The organism is Paenibacillus sp. J22P51 (assembly GCF_059692215.1).
Map to the genome: position 1 here is coordinate 134,421 of NZ_JCAUAZ010000010.1, position 14,596 is coordinate 149,016.

Consider the following 14,596-nt stretch of genomic DNA (forward strand, 5'->3'; position numbering starts at 1 on the left):
GATTACAAGTCGGGAAACAAACCCTCAGGTAGTTTGCCCTCCCAAGAAGCGGGTGCATCCAGTCCGAGTGCATGGGCGACGACGGTTGCTGTGTCGGCAATGTTGACATTGTCGAGCTTGGTGCCAGGTGCGATGCCGGGACCTGTGCAGCTCCAGAAGATGGTTTTGTCTAAAGGATGATCACTGCCGTGATCGAAAGCATTTTTGCCTCCACCACCGTGATCGGTGACAGCGATAATGAGGCTATCGTCCATGAGTCCAGCCGCCTCCAGCGCATCCAAAATGACACCCGTATGACGGTCGGACTCTTCAATAACGCGAAGTTGCTCCGGCATATTGTACCCGTACTTATGACCTGCAGCGTCAGGTAGATCCAGTTGCACATAGAGCAGCTTGAAGTCCGGGTTTTCATGTATGTATGCAGCTATGGCTTGAACAAGCTCGCCGTCGGGCATTGAAACTTTATGGACGCCGATCGACGTCTCAATAATACCGTCGTTAATTGGCTTCCAAGCGCTGTAGGCCGCTAGTTTAGCAAGAGGGAGTGCTGCTCTAACAACGCGGAAAATAGACGGATAGGGTGAGTCTTCGGGGAAGGCTTCTACTTCTGCTTTGGTATTCGTAAGTCCATGTTTCATAGGATCAACTCCGTGCAGAAGTGTTCCCCAACACTCGGCACTGATCGTAGGCGATGCGGTTTGCGCTTCGAGTGTGAAAGCTCCTGCCTCGAACAAACGGTCCAAATTCGGCGTATGCGCATCACGGACAAAATTGCCAGCGCCATCCCAACCGATAATAATGACACGACGACAAGTATTCATTGTGTAACCTCCCCTTTTTTAGCCCCAAAAGCTGATCATTAGTATTCCTATTAAGATGAGAATAGAGCAAAGAATGCGTAAAGTACCTTGTTTCTCTTTGAGGACAACGATGCCCAGAATGGTTGCGAAAACAGTCCCAATTTCACGCAGCGGGGAAATATGGGCAACAGGGGCGTATTTCATGGCGAAGAGGAATAACAAATACGATGCAGGATTGAGTATCGCGCCGAGTCCAATCATCTTGAAGTTGATTTTCCACTCCATACGTAGTTGTTTGGAGGCAATGACTAGGGGGGTGAGACCTGCGACAAATCCGATATTCGTCACCTCTAATAAGGCGATGGGCGAGATGTGTGCGAGATTCAGCTTATCGACAAGTACGTAGCAAGTCGTGCATAGGCCCACACAAAGAGCCATTAGAAAGGGTTTAATAGATTTTACAGACGTCTGACCAGAAGATCGCGATCTTGTGAAGATACCGCTGAGTGAAACGAAGCCAATCACCATACATAGCAGTCCCAACCATCCGAGCAGGGACAAGGATTCGCGTAGAAACATGACACCGACAATGGGGATAAATAAGGTGTTGGTGCCTCTCATAATGGGATAGATCTGCGAGAGATCACCCATATTGTAGGTGCGCGAGAGCAAGAGGGCATAAACAGCCTGCAAGGCGGCGGATAGCAAAAGTAGACCATAAGCTGATATGGATAAGGGCGTGAACCATAACTCTTTGATCAAGTAAGGAAGTAGGAGAACAGTGGTGACCATGATGATGGACCATAGGAAGACGCTTTTGTTCAGGCTGCTTTTGGTAAACAGGCTCCAAATGGCGTGAGCAAGACCTGAAGCAACAACGAGTAAAATCGACACAGTAAACACGTGATCAGCTCCAAACGTAGGTTAGGTTACAGCGTTGGTGGGTGTTCGGGTTGGTCACGGATGACAGTGCCATCAGCGAGTCGCAGCCAAGTTTCAAATGTACGCTCATCTTCGCGGAGGCGAATCATTCTGGCACCACGGTGAAAGCCTTCTTTGCCATACGTATTGTAGCCTGTCGCTCTGCCATAGCAGAGACGAATCCCATGCAGCTCGCCCCAGTAATCGTTGATGTGATCATGTCCGCAGAAAGTTCCTACAACATCACCCATTTCAACCATTGCTGCAAAAAGACCAGAATTGACGTGAGCACAGCAGACATTTTCGTGTTTGTTACCGTAGCATGTTGCACGTTCCCATACTTGCTGATACTCCGGTAGCGGGATATGGAAGAAAGCGAGTGAAGGTAGTTCGCCCTGCTCCTTACGTGCTTGTTCTGTGTACCAGTTGATTTGATTGCTGCGAATCCAGTCGTAGCCTTGGATCTGCGAGACTGAAGAGCGACTGCCTGAATCGAAAAAGATGAGGTTCGCAGCCGTCTGCCCATCACGGCTATGTAACGAAAGCCGGTAATTGCCAACCCCGCAAATGTCGGCAGGACCAGGTTGTGTCACATTGTAGGAATGCTCGAGGATCGTGTCCATGAGCTCATCTCTTGTGATGAAGGCTTCGGTGTCATGATTACCGAATACCACAGCCCATGGAATACGGCGAACTTCCACAGCTTGAACCGCATCGCGGAACGCTTGGCGAGGCTGCTCACAGCGCTGTTCACCCTCTGAAACAGGTCCCGTATAAATAACATCACCGGTGAAAACGACCAAATCAGGTTGCTCCGCATCAAGTACTTCCTCCATCAGACGGAGGGTTAGTTGATCCTCATTTCTGCCATCAATCCAGTGTAAATCTGTAAATTGCGTGATTGTAAAAGTGCGATCCTCACGAAATGTGAGTGGATGCTGTTTGAGCATGATGATAGCCCCCTATATATAATTGAGTGTGGAATCATGTTGTTTTTAATTTAAATGTTGTTGTTTGTTGACAATTGTATACCCGTTCAGGTAAAGCTGTCAACGAACAAATTTCGCTGAGACGGGGGGCCGAGGTGCTCCTGATTGACACACCTAGCACTAACCCCTACACTAATAAAAACAACATAAAACAACAACATCTATTGAATATCGGGCATGGTAGGAGGCCGTTATGTCGTTAACCTATGAAGATCGCAGGACGACGATCCTGAATCAGTTGGAGCTGGAAGGGAAGGTTCAGGTCCATCACCTTTCAGAATTGCTTACGGTTTCGACGGAAACTGTTCGACGGGATCTGGATCGTTTGGAAAAGGAAGGCAAGCTGCGCAAGGTGTACGGAGGCGCTGTCAAAATGCGGATGGAGCTAGTGGAGCCTCCCTTCCTGAATCGGGTACAAATGATGAAGCCAGAAAAAACGGCTATTGGTAAGCTAGCAGCCTCACTCGTTCAAGATGGTGAAACGATCATGCTGGATAACGGGACGACGACGATCGAAATTGTCCCTTTTTTGAAGGATAAGACGAATGTTACGCTCATTACCAACTCGATCCCGATTCTAAATCTGGCGATGGAAACGTTCCGAGGGAGAATTATTTTTGCAGGCGGGGAAGTAAGCCAGGAATGCCGAGCGGTGACAGGTTCTCTAACAGATCAACTGCTTGATCAGTTTAAAGTGAACAAAGCGTTTATTTCCGCTGGCGGTATTTCCCTGCACGATGGCATCACGGATTTTCATTTGGCTGAAGCTGTTATTTCACGGAAAATGATGCAGCGAGCCGAAGAAACGATTCTGGTTGCAGACCACAGTAAATTCGGACTATCTACGTTCGCAAGAGTCGCCAAGCTTGAGGAAATCTCCATGCTGATCACAGACTCTGGCTGCCCGAAGGAATGGGTGGATACGATGGAGTCGCTTAGCATCGAGGTGCGAATTAGCGAGTAAAAAATGTAGTGATCCAATAGGCAATGTTACGCTTCCTTAGCGATGAGGAGGCGTTTTTCATGTCTGTATGGATGTATTTGGATAATCTTGACCAACTGGTAAATACTAACGGAAATGTCGTAGTGCGGGAGGGTAGAGTATGGAAATCGAACAGGATTCATTTCAAATCTCAGCGGAGATCGAGACGAATATACGTAACCTTTTCCAATGTTTCCATTCTTCCGACGATGTGCGATCTAGAGCATTCAACTTGCACGGCTTAAAGGGAAGCCTCCTCTATCTGACTACGGTAACGGATAAAGATAAGCTGCAATCCGATATCCTAAGACCTTTGCTCCAAGCCGGGGAAGGTCGTCTTGAAGATATTCTTCCGATTATGGATATAGACTTCGTCACGGATTTGAAGTCCGCGGCGGATGGGATGCTCCAGGGCCGATGTGCCATTCTGCTGGAGCTAAGAACGGATATTGTATTGGTAGATGCAACTGCAAGGGTTGCGCATAGCATGGGAGAGCCGCAAAACGAACAAACGGTTCGCGGATCGCATGTCGGTTTTGTAGATGACGCTTCCGTTAACGCGCAATTAATTCACCAACGATTGAAGAATGCGAACTTGGTTGAGCGGCACTTCACACTTGGCGCTGAAAGCCCGACGAACGTAAAGCTGCTATACATGTGTGATATTGCGGATATGAACGTTGTTGACGAGATTATTGCCAATCTGCTCACGAATCAGGCCACCTTTATTAAATCCCCAGGTCAAATCACAGATCGTTTGGAAAGCAGTCATTTATCGCCATTTCCGCAAATGCTATTTACGGAAAGACCCGATACCACGGTGTCGCATTTAATGGAAGGTCGAGTAGCGCTATTAGTGGATGGAAGCTCATTTGCAACGATTCTACCGGTGACGTTCTTTATGTTTTTTCAAGCGGCAGATGATTTCAATGTCAGGTGGTGGAACGGGACCTTTTTCCGGTTTCTCCGGTTTATCAGCGTCATGATCGGTATTGCCCTTCCATCGGTATACATCTCCATTGTTTCGAATCACTTTGATATATTGCCGATTGATTTGGTGTTTTCCTTGAAAGCATCGTTGGAAAATATCCCATTCAATCCGCTCATGGAAGCCTTATTCATGATTACCGTGTTGGAGCTTCTTAGAGAAGCTGCGATTAGACTGCCTAAATCGATTGCATCAACGCTGTCCATTGTCGGAGGCTTAGTAATTGGGAGTGAGGTCGTCAATGCGAATTTAGTATCCACGACGATGATTGTTGTCATTTCATTAACAGCTGTAGCTTCCTTCAGCATACCTTCACATGAAATGCGTCTTGCCCTGCGGCTCATCTCATTCCCAATCATGATCGCATCCTCGTTGCTCGGTTTTGCTGGTATTGCCTTTAGCTTCAGCCTCTTATTCATGCATTTAAGTAAACTCGAAACGTTTGGCGTATCTTATTTTTATCCGTTTACCCCTTTTAAACCAAGCCGCATTCTGACTGCGCTTGTTCAGCTGCCAGGACGATTCTTAGGCAGGAAAGCGTCCAATAGGAGGCCATCATGACTCGAGTTCAATTATTTGCCTTCATTTTGCAAACGCAGATCGGTATTGCCGTCCTCTCCTTCCCATATGATTTGCATAAAGCTGCGGGTGCAGATGGCTGGATTTCTGTTCTATTGGCTGGCGTTTGTGTCCAACTCATCTTGGTAGCTTTCGCTATTTTATGCCGAAGATTTCCGCAGCAAAATATATATCAATTTGCACCTCTAATTGTGGGCAAATGGCTCGGGAAAGCGCTCTCCGCGGTGTACATTTTACATTTTACGTTTACGAGTTGTCTGATTTTATTATTGGAAATGATGTTCGTGGAACTATGGATATTACCTTCTACCAACCCCGGCCTCGTCATCTTAGCGAATTGTGTGGTTTGCCTTTACATGGCCAAAGAGAATATACGGATTATTGCCCGTTATCACTTGTTAATTACCCTATTAATTATTGTCATGCTCGGCATTATGATGACAAGCTTTAAGACGATGGATTATCGCTATCTGCTGCCTGTTGGGCGAGAAGGACTCCATGCGATTTTATTGGGGGTCAAGAGCTCTGTGCTTTCCTTTTTAGGTTTTGAAGTGCTGTTGGTGCTGAATTCCGATATACAAGCAAAAGGAAAGAGCTTGATTACTCCTATTTTATGGGCGAATGGATTGGCAACCGCCTTTTTTATGATTATCGTTCTTGTCTGTTTTCTAAATTTCAGCCCCGAATCGCTTAGTTTCATTCCACAGCCAGTACCGTACTATCTCAATGGGATTTCCCTGCCGTTTTTAGAACGATTGGATCTGCTCTTTCTTTCCATCTGGCTGGTCAAAGTGACCGCAACACAGATTAGTTACCTCTATAGCGCGGGAAAAGGAATAGGGTTTTTATTTCATCGCAATGAGCACAAAAAAGCAATCTACTATCTTGTTCCCATTGTCTGTATGACGGGAATCTTTTGGCGATCGGAGAGACGAGTTGAGTTCTTAGAGCAAATCACCAAAGTTGACAGTTTTATTATTCTCGGGATTCCGTTTGTGCTCTTAGTGTTAGCTTGGCTTAGAGGGAAACGGGGGCAATTACCGGTATGAGAAAACTTATTATTGGATGCTTAATCCTTCTCTTACTTACGGGATGTAATTATCGAAATGAGCTCAAAAATCTGCAGCTTATTTATGCTGCCTCGATTGACATCGATGATAATAATGACATCGTCACGACCGTTACCATTCAATCTCCTGGGGGGAAGGAACGAACGGCGCCGGTCAATGAGGTGTTATCCGCATCAGGGCCTACGCTGCAAGATGCGTTGTTTAAAAAAATCGGGTTGCAAATAGCAGGCCCGGTTGGTACTTCCAAAAATCAAGTGATGCTGATCGGCGAAAAGCTGGCAAAAAAAAATTTGTCGCAAATCTTAGACGCTGCCTTCCGGAGCTCAAACGTTCCTATGCTAGCTAAAGTGGCTATTGTTCGTGGGAAAGCTGGCGACTTGATTCGCCTTGATCGTATTGGGTCTGCAACGGTTGGTGAATATTTGCGGAAAATTATTAAAAGCGCAGGCTATGAAACGGTGATTCCTCCAATGACGCTGCATTCACTCTACCCCATGCTGCATGACCCAGGGCGAGATCCGGCAATTCCGATTTTGAGGAAGGAGTCAGATAAAGCGGTGGTTGACGGCTTGGCACTCATGCATGAACAAAAATATACAGGCTATTCTTTAACACCGGGGCAATCAACGTTGTATCTATTAATGAATGGGGAAAAAAGCGACCTTTGCGTGATTACGAGGGATATCGAAGAGAGTTCTTCCAAAGATGAACCTTCCGACTATTTAGGCCTTAAAATCTCGAATCTAAAGAGAAATAAAAAGGTCTGGGTTGATAAGGAGGGGCAAGTGCAGATTCAGCTGGATCTGAATATGAAGGGGAGAGTCATTGAATATGCTAAGGATGGCCTTGCAGACAAGCAAAAGATCGATCAATTGAATAAGCGATTCTCCGAGATACTGACGGATGAGGCTAACGATATTTGCAAGCTGATGCAGCGAGCACATTCAGACGCTTTGGGCATAGCGCGAGACATTATTGCTTTCTATCCAGACCAGTGGAAGAAGATGGATTGGGAGCTTGAATATCCAAAGGCGAATTTCCAAGTTTCCATGAAGGTGGAAATTGTTTCGCATGGGATTATAAATTGAAATGGCTGACAGTTGGACGTATAAAATGTTTTAACTCGGGCAATACTATTGTGTATTGCGTTAAAATGAAACCAGAAGTAAACCTGTTTACCGGATAATGTTCGTAATAAAATATATCCATGATGGAATCGAAAATTGAATGAAGTATTGCCTGCAATATGTTTAATTTCTGCTTTCGGATAAAACGCATGAACGAAGAAGCTGTGATCCATGATCCAGCTTCTTTTTTTGTTGTATTCATGCGGTTTATTGCTCAGCATGATGCTTCGGCCTGAACTCGCTCGGCGATTGACCCGTCCAGCGCCGAAATTGCCGCGAGAAGTGACTGGCGGACTGGAAGCCAAGCTTATCCGCAATGTCGGTCATCGACAAATGCGTCGTGACAAGCAGCTCCTTGGCCAGCTTCAGCTTCATCTGGCTGACATATTGACGCGGTGACAGTCCGTACACCTTGGAGAATAGCTTCGTGCACTGGCTGCGGCTTAGATTCAGCTCTTTCGCAATGCCTGCGATAGAGGCTTCCTCGCCGAGGCCAAGCGAAAGCTTTTCTTCGATGGCGTGAGCGATATCTGTGGTGAACAAGGAGGCGTCCCTGCTGGGGCCCGATGCAGACTGCATGGGTTGCTTCGATTGCTTAGGGGCAGCCTGCTCTTGTTGACGCAGTAAATGCAGCACATCATGGACGATGAGCAGGGTATACGATTGCAGCAGCAGCTTATCTTCGAACCGCAGCGGAAGCTGACGTTCTTGATCCTGCAGCTCAACTGTCTCCGCAGAGCGATTGCGATGCATGACAGCCTCAAGCTCACTTACATAGAACATAAGCTTGCTCTGTTCGGCCTGTTGACGAGGGATATGCCGATATGCAGCGGCGGCGAGCAGACTTCGAATCTCCGTATCGTCGAGGTCAAAATGCACGTTGAAATACCCATACGGCACCAAACCAGCATTGGAAGATCGATGTCTGATGCCAGACTTGATCAGCAACCAGTCACCTTCCCGCATCGTAATCACATCGCGATTCATTTCTTGAACAACCTCACCCTCCGAGCAATATAGCAACTCAAACAAATGGTGATGATGTAGAGGGTAATGCCAGCCTGGGAGTTGCAAGCCGAAATGGCAGCCCACCACTTGCAGGGTATTTACTAGGTTAGGGAACCGATATACGTCTACCATCGTCGGACTCACATTCTCTTTCGTGTTAAAGGTTGGTTTCATCATATCATGCCATTGGCACATTTGGTATAGAACATGCTCCATTTGGAGATTGAGAAGGTATGGCCGAATCAGCGATGATGAGAGAAGTAAATCACGACGTAATCGTATAATTCGGAGGGGTCATTATGGCTATTTTAGCAGCTGAAAATAAGCAATTTCTATTGGACGGTCAACCTGTTCAACTGTTGTCTGGCGCTATTCACTATTTCCGCGTGGTACCTGAGTATTGGGAAGATCGGTTGTTGAAGCTGAAAGCCTGCGGATTTAATACCGTGGAGACGTACTTGCCTTGGAATTTGCATGAACCGAAGGAAAATGAATTCAACTTCAGTGGACTTGCAGACGTGGAGAAATTCATCCAGCTTGCAGGCAGCCTTGGTCTGCATGTGATCGTGAGGCCCAGCCCCTATATTTGTGCGGAGTGGGAATTTGGCGGATTACCAGCATGGTTGCTCCAATACCCGGCTATGAAGCTGCGCTGTATGGATGCGATGTATTTGCAAAAAGTGGATAACTATTATGATGAGCTGATTCCTCGGTTGACGCCGCTTCTGAGCACCAACGGCGGGCCCATCCTGGCGATGCAAATTGAGAATGAGTATGGCAGTTACGGAAACGATACGGCGTATTTGACATATTTACGGGATGGCTTGATCCGTCGCGGTGTAGATGTTCTGCTGTTTACCTCAGATGGCCCTGAGGATGGCATGCTGCAAGGCGGAACGATTCCAGGGACGCTGGCTACCGTCAATTTCGGCTCACAGCCGGAAGAGGCTTTCGAGAAATTTCGTCAATATCGCGCGAATGAGCCATTCTTTTGCATGGAGTATTGGAATGGTTGGTTTGATCACTGGTTGAAGCCGCATCACACACGTGACGGGGGCGATGTAGCGGATGTATTCGACCGTATGCTGCGGCTCGGTGCTTCGGTGAACTTCTATATGTTCCACGGTGGGACGAACTTCGGCTTCTATAACGGAGCGAACTATCAAGAGAAATATGAAGCGACGATCACCAGCTACGACTACGATTCGCCGTTATCAGAGTGTGGAGATGTGACAGAGAAATATCGTGCCGTTCGCAAAGTGATAGCTAATTTTTTGGGCAAAACGGAAGCGGAGCTTCCTGCACTGCCTGATCCCATAGCGAAGAAAAGCTATGGGCAAATCGCACTGACGGAACAGGCAGATTTGCTCAACCATTTGTCTGATCTAGTCGAGCCTGTAACTCGCATTTCCCCAGTGCCAATGGAGCAGCTCGGGCAAGATTACGGATTCATCGTGTACGCGACACACGTATCAGGACCGCGTACAGGTGAAAGCCTTCACCTGCAAGAAGTTCATGATCGCGCGCAGGTGTTCTTGGATGGCGTGTATCAAGGCACGGTAGAGCGATGGGATGCTCGTCCACTCCAAATGGACATTCCTGCTGGGGGAGCGAAGCTGGAGATAGTGGTTGAAAACATGGGACGCGTTAACTATGGGCCGAAGCTCAAAGATTACAAGGGCATCACCGAGGGTGTGCGGATGAACAACCAATTTTTATTTGATTGGACGATCTATCCACTCCCATTAGACAATCTAGCTGCAATTCCATTCACGCGCGCAGCGGTAGAAGGTGAAGTGCGGGAGGATCGCCCAGCTTTTTATCGCGGTGAATTTACAGTCGAGGATACAGGGGACACGTTCGTTAAGCTAGCGGGCTGGTCGAAGGGTGTTGTTTGGATCAATGGCTTCAACCTGGGCCGTTACTGGGAGAAAGGGCCGCAGGGCACGCTGTATGTGCCAGCTCCTTTGCTCCAAAAAGGGCGTAACGAGATCATCATTTTGGAGCTGCACCATGCGGAGAAGCTAGTTGTGGAATTGACGGATGCGCCAGATTTAGGGTGAGTGTCCAGTAGAGGAAGTAGAAGAGAGGGCAGTTCGAGGAAACTCGGCTGTCCTTTTTGCTACTTCCTCACTTAATTTTCCAAAGGTAAATTCTTGCTAGAACAGTTGCATCGTGCGAGAATAGATGTTGGACAAATCAGCAGTCATTTACATCAAAATTATTTACATAAAAAAGGGGTCAATTGATATCATGTTACACTTGAGTTGGGAAATGATGATCTTTGTCATCGTCGGTGGATTTATAGCGGCCTACGTGGATTCCGTTGTTGGGGGAGGCGGGCTCATTTCGGTGCCTGTGCTGCTTGCTACGGGACTGCCGCCGGCGCTTGCATTAGGTACGAATAAATTAGGGGGCACGATGTCATCGCTGACAAGTACGATTTCTTTTATGCGATCGGGAAATATCGATTTGAAGGCAGTGCGGGGATTATTCGTGCTCTCTTTAGCCGGCGCAGTATGCGGGACATTCGTATTGCAGCAAATTCCTTCTGACTTTTTGAAGCCGCTTATTGTGGTCATGCTGATATTAATTACGATCTATACGATATTCCGCAAAAATTGGGGAGACATCTCAACCTTCAGCCAATACTCCGCAAAAACGGCTTTTTTGATGGGGTGTGCGGCTTTCGTTCTCGGCTTCTATGATGGATTCTTTGGTCCTGGAACCGGCTCTTTTCTAATCTTCGTATTCCTCATAGTCGGCTTCGATTTCGTCAAAGCTGCTGGAAATTCCAAGATCCTTAATTTGGGCTCCAACGTCGCTAGCTTAATTACGTTTATGGCTCTGGATTCCATCGATTATTGGATCGGGATCCCTATGGGGCTGGCAATGGTGTGCGGCGCTTTTCTCGGCTCGCGCATGGCGATTCGCAAAGGTTCGGCGTATGTGCGACCACTTTTTATCACCGTATGTGTTCTGCTGGTTGGTAAGCAGATTTGGAGTTTAATGTAGGGGGAGAATTGTTACGCCCCTAAGCGTTGAAAGATCCTCCGAACCCCTACAAAAACTGCGAAAGTGCAGCTTTGGTGGGGGTTTTCTTGTGGAAATAAGAAAAACCTGCAATTATGCAGGTTCTTGAATCAATTTCTAATGAAAAGTGAACAAACGAAGAAAAAAGATGTACTTTGGCATCAATTCACTCCTTTGGAGGGAGATAAGGCATGAAATGATGTACATTTGCAGGCTTCCTCAAGAAATACGTGTTATTGAGGGAACGGCGTGGCTTACCCAATTCCAATTGATGTTTCGAACCGCTGCTCCCGTTGCTCCTGCTCCTTACCGCTCCGCCACTCTTCCCCCAGTCGCGCCCCGCGTCACTACCCGTTGATCCACTTCACAGGAATCTCCATCCGCTGCGGCGTGTACTTTCCGCTAAATTGCTCAAGTAATAACTCGACGGCAGATCGCGCCATACGCTCTTCATCCTGCAAAATATGCGGAAGGTTAGGGATCTCGGGATCGTCGAAGGAAACGAGATGGATACTCTCATTCAAGCCTTCTTCCTGATGCAGCGCTTGATAGGTCAGCCTCGCCATCTCAGCAGTTAAAGCAAAGACGGCTGTTATTTGTGGATGCTGATGCAGGAAATGAACGAGGTGAGTGTAAGTATCTCCGGTTCTTAGAATATCGATCGGCACATGAAACCACAAGCTTTTATCAATGGGAATATTGCCGTCAATAAAGGCCTTCTCGAAGCCGTGGGTACGATCCTCAATTGTAGTATTTGTATTAGCTGGAGAGATGAGCGCGATTTGTTGATGCCCAGCTTGCAACAGTCTGGACACGGTCTCATAAGCGCCGCCCCAATTATCGGAAATAATGCGATACGTATCAATGTTGCGTAGGAAACGGTCGATGAAGACGAACGGGAATTTATCTAACGATAGACGCAGCAAGGATTCATTATAAATTTCATCCTCCGTCGGGAACACAATGATCCCGCGCATCCCAGGGGAACTTGTTAATTCTTGAACTGAGCGTGATTCTTCTAGGGAAGACTCACGTGTAATGTGAAGGATTAGTTGATACCCTGCCGCCTTGATATAGAACTCGATATAATCAACTAGCTTCTGAATAACCATGGTTTTCATCGTAGGGATAATGAGTCCTATGTAGCCACTGGATGCCAGAGCGGGTGTCGGTGCGGTTTTCTGAAGGTGTAATGAAGGGTTGGACGCAACGAAGGTCCCTTTCCCTTGAATACGATTAACGAGTCCTTCATCGACAAGCGCAGCTAAAGCATTTTTGACAGTGATTTTACTAACCCTATATTCATCCATGAACTCTTGCTCTGAAGGCACGCGATCTTTCGGACGAAGCTCACCTAATTCGATTTTGCCTTTGATTGATTGATAAATTTGCTTATAGAGAGGGACTTTATGCAATTGGCATCACCTGATTCATGTATTTGTTAATTGTATTGTAGCGAGTAATGACGAAAAAGGGAATATGCCGAGTATAATAAATATGATTATTATAAAATTAAAGTGATTTATAACCAATTAAGTATATAAAAGCAGTAAAAACTGAGCTAATATATGTGATGAAGCGCTTCCAAAATTCAATCAAATGGTGAGAAAGGAAATAAATAATTATTAAGTATAATAATTATAGTTTTAATACCAATTGATTATATGAATATAAATTTACTTGTCATATAATTCAATTATTAAAACGCTTTCAAAACTATATTCCATAGGGGGATACCTTACATGAAGAAGAAACTTCAAATGTCATCGGCCATCATATTAGCATCCATGGTATTACTAACTGCTTGTTCGAGTACTACTAGTAAAAGTGACAGCGCCTCCAATAGCGCCACACCAGTTAAATTAAGCTTCTGGACTTTTAATGAGCTGCATCAGAAATTCTTCGAAAGCATGGCAACTTCTTGGAACAAAGCTCATCCTGAACAGCAAGTTCAAATTGAAGCAACAACATTCCCTTATGATGACAATCACAATAAATTGTTAGTAGCTCTTCAATCTGGTACAGGCGCACCGGATATGGCTGATATCGAGATCAGTAAAATCGGCAACTACCTAAAAGGCGACGTACAATTGACGGCTTTGAATGATATCGTAGAGCCAGAAAAAGGGAATCTCGTCATGTCCCGTTTGGACAATTATGCGAAGGACGGCAAATATTACGGAATCGATTATCATGTTGGTGCACAAGTGATTTACTACAATAAAGAAATTCTTGATAAAGCAGGCGTGAACGCCGACGATATTAAGACATGGGACGATTTCGAAAAGGCAGGTAAACAGGTTCTTGAGAAAACAGGCAAGCCAATGACGACCGTTGAAACAACGGATCAGTGGTCTTACTGGCCAATGGTTGTGCAGCATGGTTCTGACTTCTTGGATAAGAGCGGGAATGTAACACTAGGGGATCAAGCAAATACAGATGTACTTACCTACTTACAGAAGCTAGTTAAAGAAAAAGTAGCCGTAGCTGCTCCGGGCGGCTTCCACCATGCAGAAGAGTATTATGGCTTCATGAACAAAGGTGGCGCAGCTTCCGTCTGGATGCCAATGTGGTACATGGGGCGTTTCACGGATTACATGCCTGATCTGAAAGGCAAGGTTATCATTAAACCTATGCCGGTATTTAAACAAGGTGAAATGCGTTCTTCCGGTATGGGTGGTACAGGTACTGTTATTACAAAGCAATCCAAAAATCAAGACATCGCGAAGAAATTCCTTTCCTATGCGAAGCTTTCCAAAGAAGGCAATATCCAAATTTGGTCCCAGCTTGGCTTTGATCCAATCCGTTCTGACGTTTGGTCCGATCCAGCACTTAAAGCTGACAATAAATTCACTTCCTATTTCGGCAAAAATTTATGGGATGTATTAATTAGTGTGAAGAGTGAAATCGCGCCTACGAATGTCAAAGAAAGAACACCGGCTGTGTCGGATTATATCAAGACGAAAGCGATGTTCCAAGCACTTAATGACATGAAGGATCCTAAACAAGTGTTGTCTGATGCGGTTAAAAATATTAAGTAAGCCGAACGCCAAGCGTTCCGCTGCAGGCTGTACCCGAGGGCTGAATATCCCTCGGGTT

General features: G+C 46.2%; 12 protein-coding genes. 7 read left to right on the forward strand and 5 right to left on the reverse strand.

Going from position 1 to position 14,596, the window contains the following annotated elements:
* Positions 1-2: 2 nt before the first annotated feature.
* From AC58QC_RS20825 to AC58QC_RS20835, 3 genes are read right to left on the reverse strand one after another with little or no spacing between them, the layout of a single operon-like run.
* A complete protein-coding gene (locus tag AC58QC_RS20825; protein WP_497416990.1) occupies positions 3-821 on the reverse strand; it encodes an alkaline phosphatase family protein in 819 nt (272 codons plus the stop codon).
* A gap of 18 nt (positions 822-839) precedes the next feature.
* Positions 840-1,703, reverse strand: coding sequence for an EamA family transporter (locus AC58QC_RS20830; protein ID WP_497416991.1), 864 nt, complete (start codon positions 1,701-1,703; stop codon positions 840-842).
* Between the two features lie 26 nt (positions 1,704-1,729).
* Positions 1,730-2,671, reverse strand: a complete 942-nt coding sequence (locus AC58QC_RS20835; RefSeq protein ID WP_497416992.1) for a metallophosphoesterase family protein — start codon at positions 2,669-2,671, stop codon at positions 1,730-1,732.
* A 232-nt stretch (positions 2,672-2,903) separates the two neighbouring features.
* Between AC58QC_RS20835 and AC58QC_RS20840 the strand changes: the two genes are divergently transcribed.
* The 4 genes from AC58QC_RS20840 to AC58QC_RS20855 all read left to right on the forward strand — a co-directional run bounded on the left by AC58QC_RS20840 (position 2,904) and on the right by AC58QC_RS20855 (position 7,417).
* Entirely contained in the window at positions 2,904-3,674 is a 771-nt protein-coding gene (locus AC58QC_RS20840) for a DeoR/GlpR family DNA-binding transcription regulator (RefSeq protein ID WP_497416993.1), read from the forward strand.
* 139 nt (positions 3,675-3,813) lie between these two features.
* Positions 3,814-5,241 carry a spore germination protein gene (locus tag AC58QC_RS20845; RefSeq protein ID WP_497416994.1) on the forward strand — a complete coding sequence of 476 codons (1,428 nt, stop codon included), beginning with the start codon at positions 3,814-3,816 and terminating at the stop codon, positions 5,239-5,241.
* Positions 5,238-6,308: a GerAB/ArcD/ProY family transporter gene (locus tag AC58QC_RS20850; protein ID WP_497416995.1), complete on the forward strand. Its 1,071-nt coding sequence runs from the start codon at positions 5,238-5,240 to the stop codon at positions 6,306-6,308. The genes AC58QC_RS20845 and AC58QC_RS20850 overlap by 4 nt, the downstream gene beginning before the upstream one ends.
* Positions 6,305-7,417, forward strand: coding sequence for a Ger(x)C family spore germination protein (locus tag AC58QC_RS20855; RefSeq protein ID WP_497416996.1), 1,113 nt, complete (start codon positions 6,305-6,307; stop codon positions 7,415-7,417). Before AC58QC_RS20850 ends, AC58QC_RS20855 begins: the two co-directional genes overlap by 4 nt.
* A gap of 246 nt (positions 7,418-7,663) precedes the next feature.
* On the opposite strand, the gene AC58QC_RS20860 is transcribed toward AC58QC_RS20855, so the two are convergent.
* A complete protein-coding gene (locus AC58QC_RS20860; protein WP_497416997.1) occupies positions 7,664-8,659 on the reverse strand; it encodes a helix-turn-helix domain-containing protein in 996 nt (331 codons plus the stop codon).
* 104 nt (positions 8,660-8,763) lie between these two features.
* Here AC58QC_RS20860 and AC58QC_RS20865 point away from each other — a divergent pair, with 104 nt between their 5' ends.
* Both AC58QC_RS20865 and AC58QC_RS20870 read left to right on the forward strand, forming a co-directional pair.
* Entirely contained in the window at positions 8,764-10,527 is a 1,764-nt protein-coding gene (locus AC58QC_RS20865) for a glycoside hydrolase family 35 protein (protein WP_497416998.1), read from the forward strand.
* A gap of 190 nt (positions 10,528-10,717) precedes the next feature.
* The gene (locus tag AC58QC_RS20870; protein WP_497416999.1) at positions 10,718-11,479 is read left to right on the forward strand and encodes a sulfite exporter TauE/SafE family protein; all 762 of its coding nucleotides are present in this window, start codon (positions 10,718-10,720) and stop codon (positions 11,477-11,479) included.
* Between the two features lie 365 nt (positions 11,480-11,844).
* Here the strand turns inward: AC58QC_RS20870 and AC58QC_RS20875 are convergent, their stop codons facing one another.
* On the reverse strand, positions 11,845-12,912 hold the full coding sequence (locus AC58QC_RS20875; protein ID WP_497417000.1) for a GntR family transcriptional regulator: 1,068 nt from the start codon (positions 12,910-12,912) through the stop codon (positions 11,845-11,847).
* Positions 12,913-13,239: 327 nt separating this feature from the next.
* Here AC58QC_RS20875 and AC58QC_RS20880 point away from each other — a divergent pair, with 327 nt between their 5' ends.
* Positions 13,240-14,538, forward strand: a complete 1,299-nt coding sequence (locus tag AC58QC_RS20880; protein ID WP_497417001.1) for an ABC transporter substrate-binding protein — start codon at positions 13,240-13,242, stop codon at positions 14,536-14,538.
* Positions 14,539-14,596: the final 58 nt, after the last annotated feature.

Excerpts from the sequence above, each read along its gene's own strand:
- AC58QC_RS20825 (WP_497416990.1), bottom strand. The coding sequence starts at position 821 with ATGAATACTTGTCGTCGTGTCATTATTATCGGTTGGGATGGCGCTGGC.
- AC58QC_RS20835 (WP_497416992.1), bottom strand. The coding sequence starts at position 2,671 with ATGCTCAAACAGCATCCACTCACATTTCGTGAGGATCGCACTTTTACA.
- AC58QC_RS20840 (WP_497416993.1), top strand. The coding sequence starts at position 2,904 with ATGTCGTTAACCTATGAAGATCGCAGGACGACGATCCTGAATCAGTTG.
- AC58QC_RS20845 (WP_497416994.1), top strand. The coding sequence starts at position 3,814 with ATGGAAATCGAACAGGATTCATTTCAAATCTCAGCGGAGATCGAGACG.
- AC58QC_RS20850 (WP_497416995.1), top strand. The coding sequence starts at position 5,238 with ATGACTCGAGTTCAATTATTTGCCTTCATTTTGCAAACGCAGATCGGT.
- AC58QC_RS20855 (WP_497416996.1), top strand. The coding sequence starts at position 6,305 with ATGAGAAAACTTATTATTGGATGCTTAATCCTTCTCTTACTTACGGGA.
- AC58QC_RS20860 (WP_497416997.1), bottom strand. The coding sequence starts at position 8,659 with ATGTGCCAATGGCATGATATGATGAAACCAACCTTTAACACGAAAGAG.
- AC58QC_RS20865 (WP_497416998.1), top strand. The coding sequence starts at position 8,764 with ATGGCTATTTTAGCAGCTGAAAATAAGCAATTTCTATTGGACGGTCAA.
- AC58QC_RS20870 (WP_497416999.1), top strand. The coding sequence starts at position 10,718 with ATGTTACACTTGAGTTGGGAAATGATGATCTTTGTCATCGTCGGTGGA.
- AC58QC_RS20880 (WP_497417001.1), top strand. The coding sequence starts at position 13,240 with ATGAAGAAGAAACTTCAAATGTCATCGGCCATCATATTAGCATCCATG.